At 70.1% G+C, this 21,544-nt stretch carries 19 protein-coding genes and 1 tRNA gene; 14 read left to right on the plus strand and 6 right to left on the minus strand.

The annotated features are described in order from the left end of the window. Positions 1-3: 3 nt before the first annotated feature. Together P5G46_RS00380 and P5G46_RS00385 are read right to left on the minus strand one after the other, a co-directional pair. Positions 4-591 (minus strand): histidine phosphatase family protein, encoded by a 588-nt coding sequence (locus P5G46_RS00380; protein ID WP_239277282.1) that lies wholly within the window; start codon positions 589-591, stop codon positions 4-6. Between the two features lie 79 nt (positions 592-670). Next, positions 671-1,519, minus strand: coding sequence for a Sir2 family NAD-dependent protein deacetylase (locus P5G46_RS00385; protein WP_408904711.1), 849 nt, complete (start codon positions 1,517-1,519; stop codon positions 671-673). A 240-nt stretch (positions 1,520-1,759) separates the two neighbouring features. Between P5G46_RS00385 and P5G46_RS00390 the strand changes: the two genes are divergently transcribed. Beyond that, positions 1,760-2,566, plus strand: a complete 807-nt coding sequence (locus tag P5G46_RS00390) for a TrmH family RNA methyltransferase (protein ID WP_239277280.1) — start codon at positions 1,760-1,762, stop codon at positions 2,564-2,566. Between the two features lie 2 nt (positions 2,567-2,568). On the opposite strand, the gene P5G46_RS00395 is transcribed toward P5G46_RS00390, so the two are convergent. Continuing rightward, positions 2,569-3,429: an SGNH/GDSL hydrolase family protein gene (locus P5G46_RS00395; RefSeq protein WP_239277279.1), complete on the minus strand. Its 861-nt coding sequence runs from the start codon at positions 3,427-3,429 to the stop codon at positions 2,569-2,571. A 224-nt stretch (positions 3,430-3,653) separates the two neighbouring features. On the opposite strand from P5G46_RS00395, the gene P5G46_RS00400 reads away from it, so the two are divergent. Together P5G46_RS00400 and P5G46_RS00405 are read left to right on the plus strand one after the other, a co-directional pair. After that, positions 3,654-5,576 (plus strand): DEAD/DEAH box helicase, encoded by a 1,923-nt coding sequence (locus P5G46_RS00400; protein ID WP_239277278.1) that lies wholly within the window; start codon positions 3,654-3,656, stop codon positions 5,574-5,576. 118 nt (positions 5,577-5,694) lie between these two features. Next, entirely contained in the window at positions 5,695-6,819 is a 1,125-nt protein-coding gene (locus tag P5G46_RS00405; protein ID WP_375095654.1) for a VIT1/CCC1 transporter family protein, read from the plus strand. A gap of 210 nt (positions 6,820-7,029) precedes the next feature. On the opposite strand, the gene P5G46_RS00410 is transcribed toward P5G46_RS00405, so the two are convergent. After that, positions 7,030-8,073, minus strand: a complete 1,044-nt coding sequence (locus tag P5G46_RS00410; RefSeq protein ID WP_408904712.1) for an isopenicillin N synthase family dioxygenase — start codon at positions 8,071-8,073, stop codon at positions 7,030-7,032. 142 nt (positions 8,074-8,215) lie between these two features. Beyond that, positions 8,216-8,300 (minus strand) — tRNA-Leu (locus P5G46_RS00415). Positions 8,301-8,440: 140 nt separating this feature from the next. On the opposite strand from P5G46_RS00415, the gene P5G46_RS00420 reads away from it, so the two are divergent. After that, a complete protein-coding gene (locus tag P5G46_RS00420; protein ID WP_408904713.1) occupies positions 8,441-9,742 on the plus strand; it encodes a M20/M25/M40 family metallo-hydrolase in 1,302 nt (433 codons plus the stop codon). 8 nt (positions 9,743-9,750) lie between these two features. After that, positions 9,751-10,581, plus strand: coding sequence for an undecaprenyl-diphosphate phosphatase (locus P5G46_RS00425; protein ID WP_239276158.1), 831 nt, complete (start codon positions 9,751-9,753; stop codon positions 10,579-10,581). Between the two features lie 61 nt (positions 10,582-10,642). On the opposite strand, the gene P5G46_RS00430 is transcribed toward P5G46_RS00425, so the two are convergent. After that, entirely contained in the window at positions 10,643-11,509 is an 867-nt protein-coding gene (locus P5G46_RS00430) for a PAC2 family protein (protein WP_239276157.1), read from the minus strand. Between the two features lie 98 nt (positions 11,510-11,607). On the opposite strand from P5G46_RS00430, the gene P5G46_RS00435 reads away from it, so the two are divergent. The 9 genes from P5G46_RS00435 to lnt all read left to right on the plus strand — a co-directional run bounded on the left by P5G46_RS00435 (position 11,608) and on the right by lnt (position 21,542). Further along, positions 11,608-12,312 (plus strand): HAD family hydrolase, encoded by a 705-nt coding sequence (locus P5G46_RS00435; RefSeq protein WP_408904714.1) that lies wholly within the window; start codon positions 11,608-11,610, stop codon positions 12,310-12,312. Further along, positions 12,309-13,331 (plus strand): tRNA (adenine-N1)-methyltransferase, encoded by a 1,023-nt coding sequence (locus P5G46_RS00440; protein WP_239276155.1) that lies wholly within the window; start codon positions 12,309-12,311, stop codon positions 13,329-13,331. Before P5G46_RS00435 ends, P5G46_RS00440 begins: the two co-directional genes overlap by 4 nt. 9 nt (positions 13,332-13,340) lie before the next feature. Next, the gene (locus tag P5G46_RS00445; protein ID WP_239276154.1) at positions 13,341-14,297 is read left to right on the plus strand and encodes an FKBP-type peptidyl-prolyl cis-trans isomerase; all 957 of its coding nucleotides are present in this window, start codon (positions 13,341-13,343) and stop codon (positions 14,295-14,297) included. A gap of 26 nt (positions 14,298-14,323) precedes the next feature. Beyond that, on the plus strand, positions 14,324-15,316 hold the full coding sequence (locus tag P5G46_RS00450; protein ID WP_239276153.1) for a helix-turn-helix transcriptional regulator: 993 nt from the start codon (positions 14,324-14,326) through the stop codon (positions 15,314-15,316). After that, positions 15,313-16,296 carry a helix-turn-helix transcriptional regulator gene (locus P5G46_RS00455; RefSeq protein WP_239276152.1) on the plus strand — a complete coding sequence of 328 codons (984 nt, stop codon included), beginning with the start codon at positions 15,313-15,315 and terminating at the stop codon, positions 16,294-16,296. Before P5G46_RS00450 ends, P5G46_RS00455 begins: the two co-directional genes overlap by 4 nt. Before the next feature lie 77 nt (positions 16,297-16,373). Next, complete coding sequence (gene tatA, locus P5G46_RS00460) at positions 16,374-16,628, plus strand: Sec-independent protein translocase subunit TatA (protein ID WP_239276151.1); 255 nt, start codon at positions 16,374-16,376, stop codon at positions 16,626-16,628. 63 nt (positions 16,629-16,691) lie between these two features. Continuing rightward, entirely contained in the window at positions 16,692-17,450 is a 759-nt protein-coding gene (gene tatC / locus P5G46_RS00465) for a twin-arginine translocase subunit TatC (protein ID WP_239276164.1), read from the plus strand. Further along, positions 17,447-19,921: a DEAD/DEAH box helicase gene (locus P5G46_RS00470; protein ID WP_239276150.1), complete on the plus strand. Its 2,475-nt coding sequence runs from the start codon at positions 17,447-17,449 to the stop codon at positions 19,919-19,921. The genes tatC and P5G46_RS00470 overlap by 4 nt, the downstream gene beginning before the upstream one ends. A gap of 61 nt (positions 19,922-19,982) precedes the next feature. Beyond that, positions 19,983-21,542 carry an apolipoprotein N-acyltransferase gene (gene lnt, locus P5G46_RS00475; protein WP_239276149.1) on the plus strand — a complete coding sequence of 520 codons (1,560 nt, stop codon included), beginning with the start codon at positions 19,983-19,985 and terminating at the stop codon, positions 21,540-21,542. The last annotated feature ends 2 nt before the right edge of the window (positions 21,543-21,544 follow it).

Raw genomic sequence — 21,544 nt, forward strand, 5'->3', positions numbered from 1 at the left:
GGCTCAGCCGGCGACGCCGGCGTAGGCCAGCATCTCCCACGCGTCGCCGTCGAGGCGGAACACGGTGGCGGAGCAGTTGGGCAGCCGCTCGCCGACGCGCGGGAACTCGCCGTCGGTCGCGTGCATGATGACCTCGCGGATCAGCGCCCCGTGCGCCACCGCGATGACGTCCACACCCTCGGGTGTCTCGGCGACGACCTCGGCGATCGCGGCGAGCGCGCGCTCGCGGACCACCGGCCACTCCTCGGCCCCGGGAACCTGAGCGGCGTGCCAGGGCCCGAAGGCCTCGGCGAACGTCACGGCATCCATCCCTTCGGCGTCGCCGTACGACCGCTCACGCAGCCCGGGCAGGCGGCGCGTGACCGCGGTGCCGAGGGCGTCGGCGATCGTGTCCGCGGTCTCGGCGGCGCGCGACAGGTCGCTCGAGACGACGACGACGTCGCGTCCGGCGAGGTCGGCGGCGAGTGTCGCGGCGACCTCGCGGGCCTGCGCGCGGCCGGTGTCGTTGAGGGGGATGTCGGTCGAGCCCTGGATACGTCCGCCCGCGTTCCAGTCGGTCTCGCCGTGTCGTACGAGGGTGAGGATCGTCACCGTTCGAGCCTAGCCCGGGCCGCGCGGAGGGGCGTCGGGTGCGAGGCGGTCGGCGGGGTGCCGGCGACGCCGTGCACGCTCAGAGCAATCCGGGCAGGCGCTCAGCGAAGGCCGCGAGCACGTCGCTCGTGCCAGCGTCGATCTTGACCGCGGCGCGCTGGTCGGCGCGTGTCACACCCCTGTTCACGATGACGACGGGGAGGCGTCGGCGCCGTGCACGTTCCACGAGACGGATGCCCGAGTTCACCACGAGCGACGACCCGGCCACGACCAGCGCGTCGCTCGTGTGCACCAGCTGCTCGGCCTCGCGGAACTTCTCGGCCGGGATGTACTCGCCGAAGAACACCACGTCGGGCTTGAGCGTTCCGCCGCACACGGTGCACACCGGGACGACGAAGCCCTCGGCCGACGCGGGGGTGACATCGCCGTCGGGCCCGAGCTCGACGTTCTCGGGCAGGGTGATCCAGGGATTGTCGGCCTCGACGCGCGCCGCGAGATCGCGTCGGTCGAACACCTGGCCGCAGTGCAGGCATCCGACCCGACGCATGGTCCCGTGCAGCTCGACGACGCGGTGGCTGCCCGCCCGGACGTGGAGACCGTCGACGTTCTGCGTGATGACCCCGTTGGAGACGCCCGTGTTCTCGAGCGCCGCGAGGGCCCGATGCCCGTCGTTCGGTTCGGCCGCCGCGAAGACCTTCCACCCCAGGTGGCTCCCCACCCAGTACCGGCGGCGTGCGTCGGCGCTCGCGAGGAACTGCTGCGCCGTCATCGGCGTGCGCGTCGGTGCGCCCTTGCCGCGGTAGTCGGGAATCCCCGAATCGGTGGACACCCCCGCTCCGGTGAGCACGGCGACACGGCGTCCGGCGAGCACCTCGACAGCCCGATCGATGGATGCCACGATCTCGGCATCCTTCGTCGTGTCGGTCATGCCCACCTCCATCGAATCGAGTCTAGGACCGCCCGCGGACACGATGGTCCGGGAGCTCGGGAGCTCGGGAGCTCGGGAGCCCGGGAGCCCGGGACGCCGCGACGGCGAGCGGTGGTCGTGCGGCGACGGCTGCTCCGACCGTTCAGTGTCCACAACACGCGGACACCCTCGCGCCGCGTCCGCGTGTCCTGGACATCGAACGAGCGGGGGTGGGGCGCCTCGGCCTGGCAGAGTGGGACGATGCCCGTCACGCCGATCGACTCCGCCGACGACCCGCGCCTGGCCGACTACCGCGACCTCACCGACGTGTCGCTGCGGCGCGTCGCCGAGCCCGCGGGCGGCCTCTACATCGCCGAATCGTCCAAGGTGCTCGACCGGGCCCTTCGGGCAGGACACCGCCCGCGATCCGTGCTCGTGCAGGAGAAATTCCTCGACGACGCCCTCGCCCTCGTCGGACCGGATGCCGAGGTGTACGTCGTTCCGGCGGAGGTCGCCGAGCGGGTCACCGGGTACACGGTGCACCGGGGGCTGCTGGCATCCATGCACCGGCCCGTCCTGGACTCCGTCGCCGACGTCGTCGCGGGAGCCCGGCTCGTGGTCGTGCTCGAGGACATCGTCGACCACACCAACGTCGGGGCGGCGTTCCGCTCCGCCGCCGCGCTCGGTGCCGATGCCGTCCTCGTGACGCCGCGCTGCGCCGACCCGCTCTACCGCCGGAGCGTCCGGGTGAGCATGGGCACGGTGTTCCAGGTGCCGTGGACGCGGCTGCCGGAGTGGCCCGACGCGAAGCCGTTGCTGCAGGGAGCGGGCCTGCATCTGGCGGCCCTGGCGCTCGCCGACGATGCCGTCGCGCTCGACGACTTCGCCGCCGCGGGGCACGAGAGGGTCGCGCTCCTGCTCGGAGCCGAGGGCGACGGCCTGAGTCGCGGCGCGCTGCAGGCCGCCGACACGGTCGTGACGATCCCGATGGCCGGGGGAGTGGACTCCCTCAACGTCGCCGCTGCGAGCGCCGTCGCGCTGTGGGAGCTCCGGCGCGGGCTGCGCTGAGCTCAGACGTCGGTGTGGCGCGAGGCCGCGGCATCCTGCCCCGGGGCGAGGGTGATCACCGGCAGCGGCTCGGGACGCTTGGGCAGGATGTGGTCGCCCGAGGACTGGTGGCGGAGGCGGCGCAGCACCCACGGCACCAGATACGACCGCGCCCACACGAGGTCTTTCTCTCGTGCGGCGCGCCACGTGGTCGCGGGCAGCGCCTCGGGCTGCATGGGCTGCAGGTCATTGGGCACGTTGAGCGCGCGGAGCACCATGCGCGCGACCTCGTGATGACCGAGGGAGTTGTAGTGCAGGCGGTCGTCGTCGAAGAAGCGCATGTCCTGCACCTCTTTCAAGCCCCACTGGTTCGCGACGATGCAGTCGTACCGGTCGGCGATCGAGCGGATGTTCTCGTTGTAGATGGCGACCTTGCCCCGGATACCGCGGAACACGGGCGTGAACTCGGTGTCGATGCCCGTGAACACTACGACCGTGGCGCCGCCGCTGCGCAGGCGCACCACGGCATCCTCGAACTGCTGCGACACCGCATCGGGGTCGGTGCCCGGTCGGATGACGTCGTTGCCGCCGGCCGAGAACGTGATTAGGTCGGGCTTGAGGGCGAGGGCGGGCTCGAGCTGATCGGCGACGATCTGACCGATGAGCTTGCCGCGGACCGCGAGGTTGGCGTACGCGAAGTCGTCGACCTGCGAGGCGAGCACCTCGGCCACGCGGTCGGCCCACCCGCGGTGGCCGCCGTCGGGCAGCGGGTCTCCGATGCCCTCGGTGAACGAGTCGCCGAGGGCGACGAATCGGCGCCAGGGGTGGGGGCCGGGGTTGTCGGATTCGGACGGGGTGTCGGGCGAGTGTGGATCGAGTGTCATCGAAACCTCCGCCCCCAGGCTAACGCCGCCCCCCGACGGGGCAAGGTCCGCGTCCTGTCCTCACGCATAAACGCGATCCGCGCGCACAAACACGGTCCCCTCGCGTTTTCGCGCGTGAATCGCGTTTATGGCCGGTGGGACGACGGAACGATCCACGGGGCGAAGCCGCGCGACGGCGGAACCGCCTATCGTGGATGTTCGCGCTCGCGAGGGATGGAGGTTCGATGCTGGAAGAAGAAGCCCGTACCCCGGCCCTCCCGCACACCACCGCCCCTCTCGCCGCCGCCCCCGCCCCGGGTCCGCACAGCGCCGACGGCGCCGAGGATCACCACTTCGGAAGCTTCGCCGCCGAGCACCTCTCGCCCTCGTTCCCGCAGCGCGCGCCGTGGGGAACCGCGCAGCGCCTGCGTGCATGGCAGGCCGAGGCGCTCGACCAGTACTTCGGCTCCGACGGCCCCGACGGCGTCGGCAAGGGCCCGCGCGACTTCCTCGCCGCCGCCACGCCCGGCGCCGGAAAGACGACCTTCGCGCTCCGCCTGGCGTCGGAGCTCATGCGCCGCCGTGTCGTGGACCGCATCGTCGTGGTGGCCCCCACCGAGCACCTCAAGACCCAGTGGGCCGAGGCGGGGGCGCGGGTCGGCATCCGCCTCGATCCGTACTTCTCCAACCGGCACGCCACCCCCTCGCGGCAGTACCACGGCGTCGCGGTCACCTACGCGCAGGTGGCCGTCAAAGCCGAGGTGCACCAGCGGCTGACGATGGATGCCAGGACCCTGGTGATCCTCGACGAGGTGCACCACGGAGGCGACGCCCTCAGCTGGGGGGACGCGCTGCGCGAGGCGTACGGGCGCGCCACCCGTCGTCTGCTGCTGTCGGGCACGCCGTTCCGCAGCGACACCGCCCCCATCCCGTTCGTGGAGTACCACCCGAACGACAAAGGCATCCGCCTCTCGCGCACCGATTACGCGTACGGCTATCGCCGCGCGCTCGACGACGGCGTCGTACGGCCCGTGTTCTTCCTCGTCTACGCCGGCCAGATGCGCTGGCGCACCAAGGCGGGCGAAGAGATGGAGGCCCAGCTCGGGCAGGACAACACCAAAGACATCACGTCGCAGGCCTGGCGCACCGCGCTCGACCCGAACGGCGACTGGATCCCCGCGGTCCTCCGCTCCGCCGACCGACGCCTGACCGAGGTGCGCGAGACGGTCCCGGATGCCGGGGGCCTCGTCATCGCGACCGATCAGACCGCCGCGCGCGCCTACGCCACGATCCTCGAAGACATCAGCGGTGAGAAGGTCACCGTCGTCCTCTCCGACGAGGCCGAGGCCTCGGGCCGGATCGAGACGTTCTCGAAGGGTACGAGCCGGTGGATGGTCGCCGTCCGGATGGTGTCGGAGGGCGTCGACGTGCCCCGGCTCGCCGTCGGCGTGTATGCCACGAGCGCCTCGACGCCGCTGTTCTTCGCTCAGGCGATCGGACGCTTCGTCCGCGCTCGCCGCCGCGGTGAGACCGCGAGTGTGTTCCTCCCGAACGTCCCGCCGCTCCTCGCCCTCGCCGGCGAGATGGAGGCTCAGCGCGACCACGCGCTCGACCGCGACAGCGACGCGGAAGACCAGTGGAACGCCGAAGAAGACATGATGGATGCCGCCGAGCGCGAGGACAAGGCATCCGACGCGCTCGAGCAGGAGTTCGAGTACCAGGCTCTCGGATCGCTCGCGCACTTCGACCGCGTGCTGTTCGACGGGCAGGAGTTCGGTCAGCTCGCGGTGCCCGGAACGGTCGAGGAGGAGGAGTTCCTCGGCATCCCCGGCCTGCTCGAACCCGAGCAGGTGCACGAAGTCCTCATGACGCGGGCGTCGCGCCAGTCCCGCCACCGCTCCTCGCGCGAGGCGAAGGAGAAGGCCAGCGGCCAGGAGCCCCCCAGCGTCGACGAGGGCGGCTTGCCCGCGCCCCTGCACCGCACCCTGAAGGAGCAACGACAGCTGCTCAATAGCCTCGTCGGACTGTACGCGCGACAGAGCGGCGAAGCGCACGGTCTCGTGCACGCAGAGCTGCGTCGCATCTGCGGCGGGCCCGCGGTCTCGCACGCCACCGTCGCGCAGCTGCAGGCGCGCATCGAAGTGCTGCGCAAGCGCGTGCGGTCCTGAGCCGGGGGCCGCTTTCGAGGCTCCGAAATGCTGGCACCGCCGTCGCGGCATCCGCGTGATCACGGGCTTCGGAGCCCCGAAATGCTGTCAGTATCGACCGACGCGCCCGGGGGAGCGGATGTCGCCGCCTAACGTGGGGGCGACCCGAAGGAGACCCGTGACGACCGCTGCCACACCCACCGCCCGCGACCGCCGCCGCTGGGCGCGTTACCTCGTCGACGAACGTGCGGAGGCGCGCGTCTACCGCGACCTCGCCAGCCGCCGCACCGGAGAGGAGCGGGCGATCCTGCTCGCGCTCGCCGAGGCCGAGGGGCGCCACGAGCAGCACTGGCTCGACCTGCTCGGCGATGCGCCGCAGCGCTTGCCTCGGCCCGGTATCGGCACCACGATGCTGGCGTGGATGGCGCGCCGCTTCGGCTCGATCTTCGTCCTCGCCCTCGCGCAGAACGCCGAGGCTCGCTCGCCCTACGCCGATGAGCCCTACGCCACCGCGCAGATGGCGGCCGACGAGCAGGTGCACCACGAGGTCGTCCGGGGTCTGGCCGCACGGGGGCGTCGGCGGTTGTCGGGCACGTTCCGTGCGGCGGTCTTCGGCGCGAACGACGGGCTGGTGTCGAACCTCGCGCTGGTGATGGGCGTCGGTGCCACCGGCGTCGCCCCGAGCTTCGTGCTGTTCAGCGGCATCGCGGGCCTGCTCGCGGGAGCGTTGTCGATGGGCGCCGGCGAGTTCGTGTCGGTGCGCTCGCAGCGCGAGCTCCTCCAGGCCACCGAGGAGAGCGACTACGCCGACGACGCCCTCCCGCATCTGGATCTGGATGCCAACGAACTCGCGCTGGTCTATCGCACGCGCGGCATGGACGCCGACGAGGCGTTCGCGAAGGCCCGCGAGGTCGTCTCGGCGGCGCAGAACGGCCACGCCACGGCACCGGCCGGGGCGGCGCCCGGAGAGTCCTCGCACGAGGTCGTGGGCAGCGCGTGGGGTGCGGCGGTGTCGAGCTTCCTGTTCTTCGCCTCGGGCGCGGTCATCCCGGTGCTGCCCTGGATCTTCGGGCTGTCGGGCATCGTCGCGGTCGTCGTGGCGCTCGCACTCGTCGGTGTCGCCCTGCTGTCCACCGGCGCGATGGTCGGCTTGCTTTCCGGGGCCTCGCCGCTCAAGCGGGGTCTGCGCCAGCTCGCGATCGGTTTCGGTGCCGCCGCCGTGACGTACGTTCTCGGGCTGCTGTTCGGCGTGTCCGCGGCCTGAGCCCCCGGCATCCCCCCGCGCACCGTATCGTCCCATTGTCACGCATAAACGCGATTTCCGCTCATAAACGCGTGGACATCGTGTTTCTGCGCGTGAATCGCGTTTATGCAGGATGCGAAGCGGCTCACGCCCCGTCGCGGAGCCGCGCAGGGCGCTGATCCGCGCGGCGCGGTCGGCCGCGGCAGGGCGCTGACCCGCGGGCCGAGCCGCTCAGCCGCGGCTCGCCGTCACCCGTGCGGCCTCGCGCACGGCCGAGACGTTCTTGCGACCCGCGCGGGAGCCGGCGAGCTTCGCGGCGATGTGCTGTGCGACCGTGACGGGCTCGTACAGCGGCGGGGCCTCGGGCGAAGCGAAGTGGGGGAGAACCCCCACGACCGCGTCCGCGTTGCCGTCATGGAAGAAGGCCGCCGACCGGCGCCGCTCGATCGTGCCGTCGATCACGGGCGGCTTGACGCGGTGCAGCGTCGACAGCCACTTGTCATTGGTCAGGCGGGCGGCCACGTCTCCGATGTTCACCAGCAGCGCACCCTCGGCCGGCATCACGTCGTTCCACGAGCCGTCGAGCCCCAGCACCTGCAGCCCCGCGACGCGGTCCGCCCACAGGACCGTCACCAGACCGAAGTCGGTGTGCTCGCCCATGCCGGTCAGCTCGGCACCGAGTTCGATGGAACCCGGCGGCAGCGCGTAGTTGTTCATCCGCAGCACGTCGATCGAATGGTCGGTGAGACCGTGGAAGAAGTCCTCGGGAACACGCAGCGCCGCGGCGAACACGTGCGTCAGAGTCTGTGCCACGCGGCGGGCCTCGTCGAAGTAGGTCTCCACCGCGGTCTGGAAGGCGGGGACCGCCTCGGGCCACGTGTTCTCGGCGTAGTCGGCTGCGGTGGCCGCCGTGCCCGGGTACTCCCGCCACGAGGTGCCGACGTTGAACGCCTCGAAGAAGTCGTTCATGCGCGTCACCGGGTCGATCCCCAGGCTGTAGCTCAGCGATTCGCTCTTGGGAGGCGTGTACCCGCGGTTCTCGACCGCGGGGCGGACGTATCTCTTCTTGTCCTCCAGCGGCAGTCCGAAGAACGCGTCGAGGCCCTGCTCGAGATCCCTGAGGACGGCATCCGGGATGCCGTGACCGACGATCTGCATGAACCCGACCGTGCGGCACGCGTGGTCGACCGCGGCCGTGACCGCGGCGCGCGCATCCTCCGACCCCCGCCCGACCCAGGGGGAGATGTCGATGGTGGGAACGTGAAACCGATACATGAGGCATCCGACCTTCCGTGATGCCTCGACGCTAGGCGGGGGATGTCACACGGGCGTTTCGCCGGTGTCACAGGTGCACGGTCGTGTGCCTGCGCGGGAAACGACGAAGGCCCCGGAGAAATCCGGGGCCTTCGTCGTTCTGTGCGCGAGGGGGGACTTGAACCCCCACGCCCTATACGGGCACTAGCACCTCAAGCTAGCGCGTCTACCTATTCCGCCACCCGCGCATCTGGGTGTTCGTCGCTTTCGCAACGAAGAACGACATTACCATGTCCGCGTCCCGCCCCTAAACCGAGGTCGCACCCCGGGCGCGTCCGCCGAGCGCCGTGGACGGGTCACCGTGTCCGCTCCGGGTACCGTAGTGCGCATGTCCGAGCACGACGCCGACCCGCCCGAGGTCGCCCGCGTAGCCGCCGACCTGATCCGTTTCGACACCACGAACTTCGGTGGCGGCCGGTCGCGCGGCGAGCGCGAGGCGGCCGAGTACGTCGGCGCCTACCTCGAATCACTGGGCCTCCACACCGACTACTACGAGCCGGTCGACCGTCGGACCAACGTGTGCGCGCGGGTTCCGGGGCGCAACCGGGACAAGCCGGCCCTGGTGCTCCACGGTCACCTCGACGTGGTGCCGGCCGTCGCCGAGGACTGGAGCGTCGACCCGTTCGCGGGCGAGATCCGCGACGGCATCCTGTGGGGCCGCGGCGCGGTGGACATGAAGGACATGGATGCCATGATCCTCACCGCCGTCGCCGACGTGCTGCGCGCGGGGGAGCAGCCCGAGCGCGACATCGTGGTGACGTTCTTCGCCGACGAGGAGAACGGCGGCGTCGAAGGCTCGGCGCTCGTCGTCCGGGATCGTCCCGAATGGTTCGCGGGAGCGACCGAGGCGATCAGCGAGGTGGGCGGGTACTCGATCTCCGTCGGCGACCGCCGTGCCTACCTGTTGCAGGTGGGGGAGAAGGCCCTGCTGTGGATCAAGCTCGTCGCGCGCGGTCGTGCCGGGCACGGCAGTGCGCTGCACCCGGACAACGCCGTGACCGCCCTCGCCGAGGCCGTGGCGGCACTGGGCCGGACGCACTGGCCCATTCGTCTGACCGACACGACGACTCAACTCCTCGCGGGCCTCGCCGACCTGACCGGCGACGACGCCGGAGACCCCGACCTCCTCGCGCAGCGCGCGGGAGCGGCATCCGGGTTCCTGCGCTCGACGCTGCGCACCACGACCAACCCCACCGGGCTCACCGCCGGCTACAAGCACAACGTCATCCCCGACCGGGCGGAGGCGCTCATCGACGTGCGCGTTCTTCCCGGCACCGAAGAGGCGGCTCTCGCCGACATCCGACGCATCGTCGGCCCCGCGATCGAGATCGAGATCGTGCATCAGGACATCGGCCTCGAGGTGCCCTTCTCGGGAGACCTGGTGGATGCCATGGTGGGGGAGCTCGGTCGCCACGACCCGGGCGTGCCGGTGATCCCGTACCTCATGGGCGGCGGTACCGACAACAAGGCACTCTCCTCCCTCGGAATCTCCGGTTACGGGTTCGCGCCGTTGCGACTCCCGTCCGACCTCGACTTCACCGGGATGTTCCACGGTGTGGATGAGCGCGTCCCCGTCGACGCGCTCGAGTTCGGTCGTCGAGTCCTCGCCGACCTCATCCGGACGTACTGAAGGAACCCATGCACATCTTCGAGGTCATCATCCTCGGGCTCGTCCAGGGCCTGACCGAGTTCCTCCCGATCTCCTCCAGCGCCCACCTGCGCATCGTCGGGGAGATCCTGCCGTCGGCCACCGACCCGGGCGCGACCTTCACCGCCATCACCCAGATCGGTACGGAACTGGCGGTTCTGCTGTTCTTCTGGCGCACGATCGTGCGGATCATCACGCGGTGGGCGCAGTCGCTGAGCGGAAAGGTCCCGCGTAACGATCCCGACGCCCGCATGGGATGGCTCATCATCATCGGAACCATTCCGATCGGCGTGCTCGGCTTCCTCTTCCAGAGCGTCATCCGCGACACCTTCCGGAACCTGTGGCTCGTCGCCATCGTCCTGATCGTCTTCGGCATCATCCTCGGCATCGCCGACCGCTATGGACGACGGACCCGCGAACTCACGGATCTCACGTACCCGCACGGATTCGCCTATGGCGCCGCACAGGCTCTGGCGCTCATCCCCGGCGTTTCCCGTTCCGGGGCGACGACCACGATGGGCCTGGCGCTGGGGTACTCGCGGACGGCGGCCGCGGAGTACGCCTTCCTCCTCGCGGTGCCGGCGGTGTTCGCGAGCGGGTTCTACGAGCTCTACCAGAGCTTCGAGGAGCCCGGTGGGCCGTACAGCCTCGGCGAGACGGCGATCGCGACCGTGGTCGCCTTCGCGGTGGGCTACACGGTCATCGCCTACCTGATGCGCTACCTCAAGCGCGGCAGCTTCCTGCCCTTCGTGATCTACCGCGTGGTCCTCGGCGCGGTGCTCATCGTGCTGCTCGCGGTGGGTGTGCTGCAGCCGTACTGAGACACTCAGTCAGACGAAGAAGACGCCGTCCCGAGTGGCGGCGTCTTCTCGTGCGGACGGCTCAGCGGCGGGGCGGCTCGTCGCGCCCCGGCTTGGTGGGTCCGTCGCCGCCTCGGCGCAGGTACCGTTCGAACTCCTGGGCGATGGCATCCCCGGATGCCTCGGGCGAGTCCCACGTGTCGCGGGTCTGCTCGAGCTGATGGATGTACTCGCGCATCTCGTCGTCGTCGGCCGCGGCCGCGTCGATCGACGCCTCCCACGCGAGGGCTTCCGCGGCGAGCTCGCCGCGCGGCACGGGGATGCCGGAGACCGCCTCGAGGCGGTCCAGCAGCGCGAGGGTCGCCTTGGGGGAGGGCGTGTGTCCCGCGACGTAGTGGGGAACGCTCGCCCACAGGCTCGCGGTGGGGATGCCGGCGCGCTCGGCGGCGTCGCCGAGGGCGCTGAGGATGCCGACCGGGCCCTCGTACAGGCTGCGTTCGAGGCCGAGCGACTGCCGCACAGCGTCGTTGTCGCTGCCGGCGAAGACCGAGATCGGTCGGGTGTGCGGGACGTCCGACATCATCGAACCGAGCGCGACGAATCCCGTCACGTCCTCCCGAAGCGCGACGTCGATGAACTCGGCGGCGAAGGCCTGCCACGCGCGCGCCGGTTCGACGCCGACGAGCAGCCAGATCTCGGGGTCGTCCGTGCGATGGGCGGGGCGCAGCAGCGTCGCTTCCGGCCACGTCAGGCTGCGGCGGCCCTCGGCATCCGAGCCGATCTGCGGCCGCGTGTATTGATAGTCGAAATACAGCTCGGGGTCGACCGAGTGCACGACTTCATAATCGGAGCCCGTGCGCACCATCGACGCGGCGGCCGAGGCCGCCTCCCCGGCGTCGTTCCAGCCGTCGAAAGCGGCGACGATGATCCGGCGACCCAGTGCGTCCACGCAACCTCCTCTGCCCCTGCGGGGCTGGATACCCAGGATAGGCGCATGCGCCCGGGGGAGCGCCTCGGGGCGCCCGACGCGCTCGATACGATGGAACGATGACTTCTTCCGCTCCCGCCGCGGTCCTCTGGGACATGGACGGCACCCTGGTCGACACCGAGCCGTTCTGGATGGCGGCGGAGACCCCCCTCGTGGAGCGGTTCGGCGGCACGTGGACCCACGCGCAGGCGCTCGGGATGGTCGGACTCGCGCTCGAGGACTCGGCACGACTCCTGCAGAACGCCGGCGTCCCGTGGGGCGTCGACGAGATCATCGCGCACCTGACCGACGAGGTGCTGCGTCAGCTGGCCGTCCACGGCGTTCCCTTCCGACCGGGCGCCCGCGAGATGCTCGCCGATCTGCGGCGGGCCGGTGTCCGTACCGCCCTCGTGACGATGTCGATGCGGCGGATGGCCCTGTCGATCGTCGACCTCATCGACTTCCCGGCGTTCGACGTGGTCGTGGCCGGGGACGACGTCGAACGCCCGAAGCCGCATCCCGATCCGTACCTCCAGGCCGCGGAGTCGCTCGGGGTCGACATCGCGTCCGCCGTCGCGATCGAGGACTCGCCCAATGGGCTGCGCTCGGCGATCGCCAGCGGGGCCGTGACCCTCGGCGTTCCCCTGATGGTCTCGCTCGACGGTGTCGGGGCGCACGCGTTGTGGCCCACGCTGGAGGGCCGCGGAGCCGCAGACCTCGCCGCTCTCCATGCCGAGCACGCCCCCACCCTCACCGACCTTTCGAACCCGCAGGAGAACCGATGAGCGAGACCCCGCATCTCAGCGGCCCCTTCCGAATCGGCGACCGTGTGCAGCTGACCGGACCCAAGGGGCGCATGCACACCATCACGCTCCGCGAGAACGGCGAGCTGCACACCCACAACGGTGTGCTCAAGCACGAGTTGCTCGTCGGCCAGCCCGACGGCAGCGTCGTCACCAACAGCTCGGGTCATGACTATCTGGCCCTGCGCCCGCTGCTGCGGGACTTCGTCATGTCCATGCCCCGCGGCGCCGCGATCGTCTACCCCAAGGATGCCGCGCAGATCCTCTCGCAGGCCGACATCTTCCCCGGCGCCACGGTCGTGGAAGCCGGCGTCGGCTCGGGCGCGCTGTCGTTGTGGCTGCTGCGCGCGATCGGTCCCGCGGGTCGCCTCGTGTCGTTCGAGCGTCGCGAAGAGTTCGCCGACGTCGCGCGGGCCAACGTCGAGACCTTCCTCGGTGCCCCGCCCGCCACGTGGGAGGTCGTCGTGGGAGACCTCGTCGAGAGTCTCCCGGACGCTGTGTCGCCGGCATCCGTCGACCGTGTCGTCCTCGACATGCTCGCGCCGTGGGAGTGCATCGACGCCGTGGCCGATGCGCTGACGCCCGGCGGGGTCGTGCTCTGCTACGTCGCGACGGCGACACAGCTCAGCCGCGTGGCCGAGTACATCCGCGGCACCGGGCTGTTCACCGACCCGGATGCCTCCGAGACCATGGTGCGCGGCTGGCACGTCGAAGGACTCGCCGTCCGCCCGGACCACCGCATGGTCGCGCACACCGGATTCCTGCTCACGGCGCGCCGCCTGGCCCCCGGGGCCGTCCCGCCCGAGGTGAAGCGGCGCGCGTCGAAGTCCAGCTACGGCGACGAGGACGTGGAACTGTGGACTCCCGGTGCCGTCGGTGACCGCGAGATCACGGACAAGAACCTTCGCAAGCGCGTGCGCGAAGCGCAGAAGGCCGCCGACGGCGTGCGCCGGCGAGGCGACGCGGGAACCGCGGCAGAGACGCCCGAGACGAACGCCTAAACTGATCCGGTGCGCAGACTTCCCGCCCTCGTTGCCGTGACCGCCCTGGCCGGATTCGGTCTCGTCGGGTGCTCGGCATCCGCCGGCGCCCCCGGCTCCGCGTGCGCGGCGCCCACCGCCGACCCGCGTGCGGCGGAAGCCGTCACCGTCTCCGGTGAGGTGGGCACGCAGCCCGACGTCCAGGTGCGGTCCCCGTTCCTCCCGGACTCCCGCTCCGTGCAGACCGTCGTCGCAGGCGACGGCGAGCGCATCACGCAGGCCGACCAGCTCGTGCTGCTGGATCTGACCGTCTACAACGGTGTCACGGGCGAACGCATCGTCGGCTCGCGCTACGACGGCAACGTCGCCAACGCTCAGCCGCTGTCGGGGTGGGATGCCACGTTCCCCGATTTCTCGTCGACGATGCTCTGCGCGACCGAGGGGTCGCGCGTCGTCGTGGCGATGCCGTACGACAGCGTCGGAGAGCAGGCCGCGCAGGGCCTGGGGATCCCGGAGGGCGGCTCCGCCGTCGTGGTCGCGGACGTCGAGCGCGTGTACCTGCCGGCCGCCGACGGCGCCGACCAGTTCACCGCCGGCTTCGGTCTGCCGACCGTGGTGCGGGCTCCCGGCGGACAGCCCGGCGTAACGATCCCCGACGGCGAGGCGCCGTCCGAGGTGTCGGTACAGACGCTCAAGAAGGGCGACGGCCCCGCACTCACCGCCGATGCGACTGCGCGCCTGCACGTCCTGGGCGTCGCGTGGAACGACCGCGAAACGTTCGCCACGACGTGGGGCAAGACCCCGATCTCGGTGGCACCGTCGGAGCTCCCCGGGGAGCTCGTCTCGGCGCTGGAGGGCCAGACGGTCGGTTCGCAGGTGCTCGTGGTCGTCCCCGCCGATCAGACCTCGGCCGACCAGCAGGCCTTCCGAGCCCCGGCCGATACCGCTCTCGTCTACGTCTTCGACGTCATCGGCGTCGACGACTGAGTCCGCACCGCGCCTAGGATGGGCGGGTGTCCGCCACCTCCTCACGACCCGCTCCCGAGGAGCGTCTGGTCAATCTCGTCGTCGCTCTCATGGCGACCGAGCAGGGGCTGACGAAGGACACCATCCTCTCGACGGTCGCGGGCTACCGGGAGCAGTTCGAGGCAGGGGCCTCGAAGGACGCGCTCGAGAAGATGTTCGAACGCGACAAGGAGAACCTGCGCGGTCTCGGCGTCCCGATCGAGACCATCGGGGACCGCGCGGATCCCGAGGACCTGCGAGAAGCACGGTATCGGGTGCCCACCGCGGAGTACGCCCTTCCCGAGGACATCTCGTTCAGCCCGGCCGAGGTGGCGTTGCTGAACATCGCGGGGAGCGTCTGGGGGAGCGAATCCCTCTCCGCCGATGCGCGCAGCGGACTGCGCAAGATCCGCGCTCTCGGGATCGCGGTCGACGAACCGATCATCGGGTACGCGCCGCGCATCCGCGCCCGGGATGCCGCCTTCCCCGCGCTCCAGCGGGCCATCGAGCAGTGCCGGGTCGTGACGTTCTCGTATCTGCGTCCGGGGGACGCCCGCGCTCGGGAGCGCCGTATCCGTCCGCTCGCGCTCGTGGAGTACGAGGCGCGGTGGCATGTCTTCGGCTTCGACCTGGCGATGGATGCCGATCGCACCTTCCTCCTCTCACGGATCGTGGGCGACGTGACGCTCACGCGCGAACGCTTCGACGAGGCACTGAGGGCCGGCGCGGGCGAACGCGCGATCGAGGGCCTCGAGGCCGTCGCTTCGAAACAGCAGGCCCTTCTGGAGGTGCATCCCGGCACCGAGGCGGCGCTTCGGCTGTCGCGTCGGGCCCGTGAGGCTCCGCAGGGGATCGTCGTTCCCTACGTCGACCGGCACGTCTTCGCCGACGAGCTGGCCTCGTACGGTCCGGAGGTGCGCGTCGTCGCGCCCGACGACCTGCGCGACGAAGTCATCCGCCGGTTGCGGGCGACGCTCGAGCTGCACGGGGGTGTCTCATGAGTGCGGAGCGTGCCTTGCCCGCGCTGGATCGCGCGGCCCTGCTCCTGCAGCTCGTGCCCTACATCATCGGCAAGGGCGAGGTCTCCCTCGCCGAGGCGGCCGCCGACTTCGAGGTCACGCTGGATCAGATGCGCGCCATGGTCGAGCGGCTGACCGTCATCGGGCTTCCCGGCGAGGGCGGCTACTGGCAGCTTCCCAACGAGCTGTTCGACATCGACTGGGACCTTCTCGATCGCGACGAAGTCATCAGCATCACCAACACGGTGGGTCTCGAACGTTCTCCGCGCCTCACCGCGCGAGAAGCCGCCGCGCTGCTGGCCGGCCTTCAGCTCACTCGAACGATCCCCGGAGTAGGAGACAGCGCTCTGGTCTCGGGTCTGCTGGCCAAGCTCGCCCGCGGTGCGTCGTCGACTCCTCCACCGGTGATCGTGGCCCCGGGCCCCGTGGACGGCGTCCGCGACGTGGTGGACCGGGCCCTGCGAGCGCGGAAGGCGGTGTCGTTCACCTACCGGGCACCGGGCGCGGGGCCGACACTGCGCACGGTCGATCCGATCAAGATCCACATCGCGGGAGGGCAGTGGTACCTGCAGGGCTGGTGTCACACCCGTCGGGCTGTCCGTACGTTCCATCTCGAACGGGTCAGCGATGCCGAGGTGACCGACATCGTCGCGGAGCACGGCGCCGACCCGGTCCCGGAGCTGTTCGCTCCCGCCGACGACGAGGTCGTCGCGCGCTTCCGCTTCCCCCGCGCGGTGGCGCCGCTCCTGTCCGACTACCTCGAGCGCGCCACCATCGAGGGAGACGGCGAGACCGCGGTGGCGTCCCTGCGTCTGGCGGACGAGCAGAGTCTCAAGCGACTGGCCGCGCGCCGCGGGGGCGAGGTGGAACTACTCGAGCCGTCCGGTGCCCGCCGGGCTGCTGCGGCCTGGGCCGCGGCGGGTCTTGCGCAGTACACGGGAGGCGCATCGCCCGCCGGGTGAACCTGGCCCCGCTCCTGCCGGAGGGCAGGATCCCCGGGTTACACTGAAATCCAGTCCGAACGAAACGAGGAGAACTCATGCTCGGCAATCTGAACGGATGGCACCTGCTGATCCTTCTCGCTGTGATCCTTCTGCTGTTCGGTGCGGCGAAGCTTCCCGCCCTCGCCAAGAGCGTGGGCCAGTCCGCTCGCGTCTTCAAGAGCGAGATGAAAGAGATGAAGCGCGACGACGAGGTCTCCGATTCCTCGAGCAACCCCTCGCGTCCGACCGATTCGGGCATTGCGTCATCCGCCGTCTCCGAACCGCGCAAGTCCGGCGACACCTCCGTCTAGCACGTGGTGACGGCAGGACCGCCGCGGCTCGAGGTGCCCGAGGGGCCGCGGCGCGACAAGCGCATGTCGATCGGCGCGCACCTCATCGAGCTGCGTAAGCGACTCATGCTGGCCGCGGCGGGCCTCGTCCTCGGCATGGTGGTGGCCTTCATCATCACCGACCCGGTCATCGACTGGATCACCGGCCCCATCCGGTACATCACGGCACAGCGCGGCGACGATTTCTCCGCGCTGAACTTCACAAACGTCACGTCCGCCTTCGATCTGCGCATGCGGATCGCTTTCTCGATCGGCATCTTCCTCTCCGCGCCGATCTGGCTGTGGCAGATCTGGGCGTTCATCATGCCCGGGCTCACGCGAAAAGAAATCCGGTACACGGTGAGCTTCGTCGCCGCCGCGGTCCCGCTGTTCTTCCTCGGTTGCTGGGTGGGAACGCTCGTGGTTCCGCACGTGATCGAGCTCATGTGGACCTTCACCCCCGACGGTGCGGTCAACTTCTACAACGCGACCGAGTACTACGACTTCGTCTTCAAGTTGATGATCGTGATCGGGGTCGCCTTCGTGTTGCCCGTCTTCCTCGTGGCGCTCAACGTCGCGGGGGTCATGTCGGGCAAAGCGATCATCAAGGGCTGGCGCGTGGCGGTGCTCATCGCGACCGTGTTCGCGGCCTTGGCCACCCCGGCCGCTGACGTGGTGAGCATGCTCATGCTCGCCGGCATCCTGATCGTCCTGTTCTTCGCCGCGGCGGGTCTATCCATGCTGTTCGATCGGCGCAAGGCCCGTCGTGCTCTCAAGGCGGGACTGCCAGGATCGACTGTGTGAGTGGACTGAGCGCAGCCGACCGTTTCGCTCGGGCATCGGCCCGCGCGCAACATCCCCGGACCGCCGACTTCGCCGAGTCGCAACGGTTCGAGCTCGACGATTTCCAGATCGCCGGATGCCAGGCGCTCGAGGACGGTCGCAGTGTGCTGGTGGCTGCTCCCACCGGAGCGGGAAAAACGATCGTGGGCGAGTTCGCGATCCACCTGGCGATGCTGGAGCCGGGCGACAAGGCGTTCTACACGACACCCATCAAGGCACTCTCGAACCAGAAGTTTCACGAGTTGCAGGAGGTGTACGGCGACGACGAGGTCGGGCTGCTGACCGGCGACACGAACATCAATGCCTCCGCCCGCATCGTCGTGATGACCACTGAGGTTCTGCGGAACATGCTCTACGCCGACTCGTCGGCGTTGCGCGGGCTCCGGTTCGTCGTGATGGACGAGGTGCACTACCTCGCCGACCGTTTTCGCGGCGCGGTGTGGGAGGAAGTCATCATCCACCTGCCGCGCTCGGTGCGGCTGGTGTCGCTCTCGGCGACCGTCTCCAATGCCGAGGAGTTCGGCGACTGGCTGGACACCGTTCGGGGTGACACCGAGGTGATCGTGTCGGAGACACGCCCCGTGCCGCTCGAGCAGCACGTGCTCGTGCGCGGCGACCTCCTTCCGCTGTTCGACGATCGCGCGGGGGTGGCCACGGCCCAGGTGAACCAGGAGCTGCTGCGCATCCGCGGCGGGCACGCGTCGACGTTCGAGAGCAACCGACGTGCACAGGAGTACCGATCGGCCCGCCATGCCGGTGGGCGTCGACAGCCCCGCGGAGGCCAGCGCCCCGTCCGTGCGGCGCACGCTCCCCGCATCGAGCGCATCGATCGCCCGCAAGTGGTCGACCTGCTCCGCAGGAACCACTTGCTCCCCGCGATCTTCTTCATCTTCAGCCGGGCCGGATGCGATGCCGCCGTACAGCAGCTCCGTCGCTCCGACGTGCGCCTGACCTCACCTGAGGAACGCGCCGAGATCCGGCGGGTCGTCGACGAGCTGACCTTCGCGCTCAAGGACGAGGATCTCGCCGTATTGCGCTTCTGGGAGTGGCGGGAGAATCTCGAGCGCGGAATCGCGGCGCACCATGCCGGTCTGCTCCCCGCCTTCAAGGAGGTCGTCGAAGAGCTGTTCCGACGCAAACTCGTCAAGGTCGTCTTCGCGACCGAGACGCTCGCGCTCGGCATCAACATGCCCGCCCGTACCGTCGTCCTCGAGAAGCTCGAGAAGTTCAACGGCGAAGCGCGCGTCGCCATCACCTCGGGGGAGTACACCCAGCTCACCGGCCGCGCGGGACGACGGGGGATCGACGTCGAGGGCCACGCGGTCGTGCAGTGGACCGAAGGACTCGAGCCGCAATCCGTGGCCGCCCTGGCGTCGCGACGCACCTACCCGTTGAACTCCAGCTTCCGCCCGACCTACAACATGGCCGTGAACCTGATCGACCGGTTCGGTCGTGCGCGCGCCCGCGAGATCCTGGAGTCCTCGTTCGCACAGTTCCAAGCCGATCGCTCGGTCGTAGGCCTGGCCCGCCAGGTGAAGGAGGCGGAGGAGTCGCTCGCGGGCTACGAGAACGCGATGACGTGCGACCGCGGCGACTTCCGCGAATACTCCACGATCCGGCGTGAACTGTCCGATCTCGAGAAGATCAATCGCCGAGACGCGACCGCACCGCGCCGCCTCCGTGACGAACGTCAGCAGCAGATCCAGTCCCTTCGCCGTCGGATGCAACGGCATCCGTGCCATTCCTGTCCCGACCGGGAAGCCCATGCCCGGTGGGCCGAGCGCTACTGGAAGCTCAAGCGGTCCACGGACAAGACCCGCCAGCAGATCGACCAGCGCACCGGCACCGTGGCGCGCGTCTTCGATCGCGTCGTCGATGTGCTCGCGGCACTGGAGTACGTCGAGATCGACGCCGACGGTGCAACAACACTGACCCCGGCAGGACGCACGATGCGCCGCATCTACGGTGAGCGCGACCTCCTGGTGGCCGAATCGCTGCGCCAGGGGCTCTGGAAAGACCTCGACGCACCCGCCCTTGCGGCTCTCGCGTGCTGTCTCGTGTACGAGCCGCGGCGCGACGAGGCGGGGCCAGGGGAGCGGGGTCTCCCGCGCGGCGCATTCCGTGCGGCCCTGGATGCCACTCAGACGCTGTGGCAGGAGCTCGACGACCTGGAGCGCGACCACCGCCTTCCCGGTTCGGAGACGCCCGCTTCCGGGCTGGCTCCGGCGATGCACGGCTGGGCGCGCGGTCTGCCGCTCGACAGTGTGCTGACCCTCGCCGATATGGCCGCGGGTGATTTCGTCCGCTGGGCCAAGCAGACCATCGACCTGCTCGATCAGATCTCGCTCGTGGCCGAGCCGAAGCTCGCCAAGACCGCGCGGACCGCCCTCGACGCGGTTCGTCGCGGCATCGTGGCCTACACCTCCGCGTAGCGAGGGGTGTCCCGCGGCCGGCACACAGTTCCGGACGCCTTCGCCCGCCTAGGCTGGACGTGTGCTTGACGACCCGCCGCGACCGATCGTCCCGCTGGCGATCGCGGCCCCGCTGTCGACGGCCGCCGGTCTCCTCCTGGTCACCGCTTATCCCGCCGTCGCGTGGTGGCCGATGGCCTTCCCCGCGGTGGCCATGGCCCTGATCGCCCTGGCTGGCCGCCGAGTCTGGTCGGCGGCGCTCGTCGGGTTCCTCTTCGGGGCGGCGTTCTTCTCGGTGAACCTGCTGTTCACCGCGCGCTACCTGGGGCCGATTCCGTGGATCGCGCTCTCCGCGCTCGAAGCGCTCCTCACGGCGGTGTTCGCGGTACCGATCGCGCTGGCATATCGATGGATGCCGCGGATCGTTCCGGGACGCCTCGGCCGTCTCGTGCTGCTGCCCGCGCTGGTGGCGGGTCTGTGGACGCTGCGCGAGCAGATCGTGGGATCGTGGCCCTACGGGGGTTTTCCGTGGGGGCGCATCGGCGTCTCGCAGGTCACCGGGCCGTTCGCCGAGGTCGCGTCCTGGGTGGGGATGTCCGGCCTCAGTTTCCTCGTGGTGCTGTTCTGCGCCATGGCGATCGAGTACGTGCGCCGGACGCGCGCCCGCCGAGTGCTGCCGGCGGTTCCCGCGGCGGCGCTGCTGGCGGCGCTGCTCGTGCTGCCGCAGTTCCCGACCGGTGAAGCCGGGACGATCCGCGTCGGCGCGGTTCAGGGAAACGGGCCCGCCGGCTACTTCGACCCCCGCGGCCCCAATGCGGTGCTCAACGCGCAGCTCGCGGCATCCGCACCGCTCTTCGGGGAAGAGATGGATGTGCTGCTCTGGCCCGAGGGTGGCGTGGATTCGGACCCGACCGCGTACCCTGCCACGGCAGCGACCTTGAACCAGCTCTCCCGCCGGGTCGACGCCCCGCTCCTCGTCGCGGCGGTGACGGAGCGCGGATCACAGCTGTACAACTCGGCATTGCTGTGGACGGCCGAGGGTGGACCGCAGCAGACGTACGACAAACGGCATCCGGTGCCGTTCGGCGAATACGTCCCCGATCGCGCGTTCTGGGAGCCGTTGGCTCCCGACCTGATCGGGCTCATCGGGCGCGAGTACACCCCGGGCACCGCCAGCCCGGTGTTCGACCTCGAGGGCGTGGGCATCGGTGTGGCCATCTGCTTCGACGTCATCTACGACGACGTCGTGTGGGACGGCGCGGCGCAGGGTGCGGAGGTGTTCATGTTCCAGACGAACAACGCCGATTTCCGCGGAACCGACGAGAACCTGCAGCAGCTGGCCTTCGCGCGCATGCGCGCCATCGAGACCGGCCGGGCCGTGGTCAACCTCTCGACGGTGGGAACGAGCCAGGTGATCGCTCCCGACGGTGCGACGCTGGACGAGCTGCCGGTGGACGTCGCGGGGCACATGCTCACCGATGTCCCGCTGCGGACGGGACTCACCCCCGCCGTCGTGATCGGCCCAGCCGTGAAGATCATCCTCGGGTGGGGGAGTATCGCCGGCCTCGCGGCGGCGGGAGTGCTGCTCGGGCTGCGCAGGCGCACGAAGAAGACGCCGGCTCCCGAGGGAACCGGCGTCTGATT

Source organism: Microbacterium mcarthurae, assembly GCF_046064585.1.
GTDB lineage: Bacteria > Actinomycetota > Actinomycetes > Actinomycetales > Microbacteriaceae > Microbacterium > Microbacterium mcarthurae.

Coding starts and splice junctions, on each gene's coding strand:
- P5G46_RS00385 (WP_408904711.1), bottom strand. CDS start 1,519: ATGACCGACACGACGAAGGATGCCGAGATCGTGGCATCCATCGATCGG.
- P5G46_RS00390 (WP_239277280.1), top strand. CDS start 1,760: ATGCCCGTCACGCCGATCGACTCCGCCGACGACCCGCGCCTGGCCGAC.
- P5G46_RS00395 (WP_239277279.1), bottom strand. CDS start 3,429: ATGACACTCGATCCACACTCGCCCGACACCCCGTCCGAATCCGACAAC.
- P5G46_RS00400 (WP_239277278.1), top strand. CDS start 3,654: ATGCTGGAAGAAGAAGCCCGTACCCCGGCCCTCCCGCACACCACCGCC.
- P5G46_RS00405 (WP_375095654.1), top strand. CDS start 5,695: ATGTCGCCGCCTAACGTGGGGGCGACCCGAAGGAGACCCGTGACGACC.
- P5G46_RS00410 (WP_408904712.1), bottom strand. CDS start 8,073: ATGTATCGGTTTCACGTTCCCACCATCGACATCTCCCCCTGGGTCGGG.
- P5G46_RS00420 (WP_408904713.1), top strand. CDS start 8,441: ATGTCCGAGCACGACGCCGACCCGCCCGAGGTCGCCCGCGTAGCCGCC.
- P5G46_RS00425 (WP_239276158.1), top strand. CDS start 9,751: ATGCACATCTTCGAGGTCATCATCCTCGGGCTCGTCCAGGGCCTGACC.
- P5G46_RS00435 (WP_408904714.1), top strand. CDS start 11,608: ATGACTTCTTCCGCTCCCGCCGCGGTCCTCTGGGACATGGACGGCACC.
- P5G46_RS00440 (WP_239276155.1), top strand. CDS start 12,309: ATGAGCGAGACCCCGCATCTCAGCGGCCCCTTCCGAATCGGCGACCGT.
- P5G46_RS00455 (WP_239276152.1), top strand. CDS start 15,313: ATGAGTGCGGAGCGTGCCTTGCCCGCGCTGGATCGCGCGGCCCTGCTC.
- tatA (WP_239276151.1), top strand. CDS start 16,374: ATGCTCGGCAATCTGAACGGATGGCACCTGCTGATCCTTCTCGCTGTG.
- tatC (WP_239276164.1), top strand. CDS start 16,692: ATGTCGATCGGCGCGCACCTCATCGAGCTGCGTAAGCGACTCATGCTG.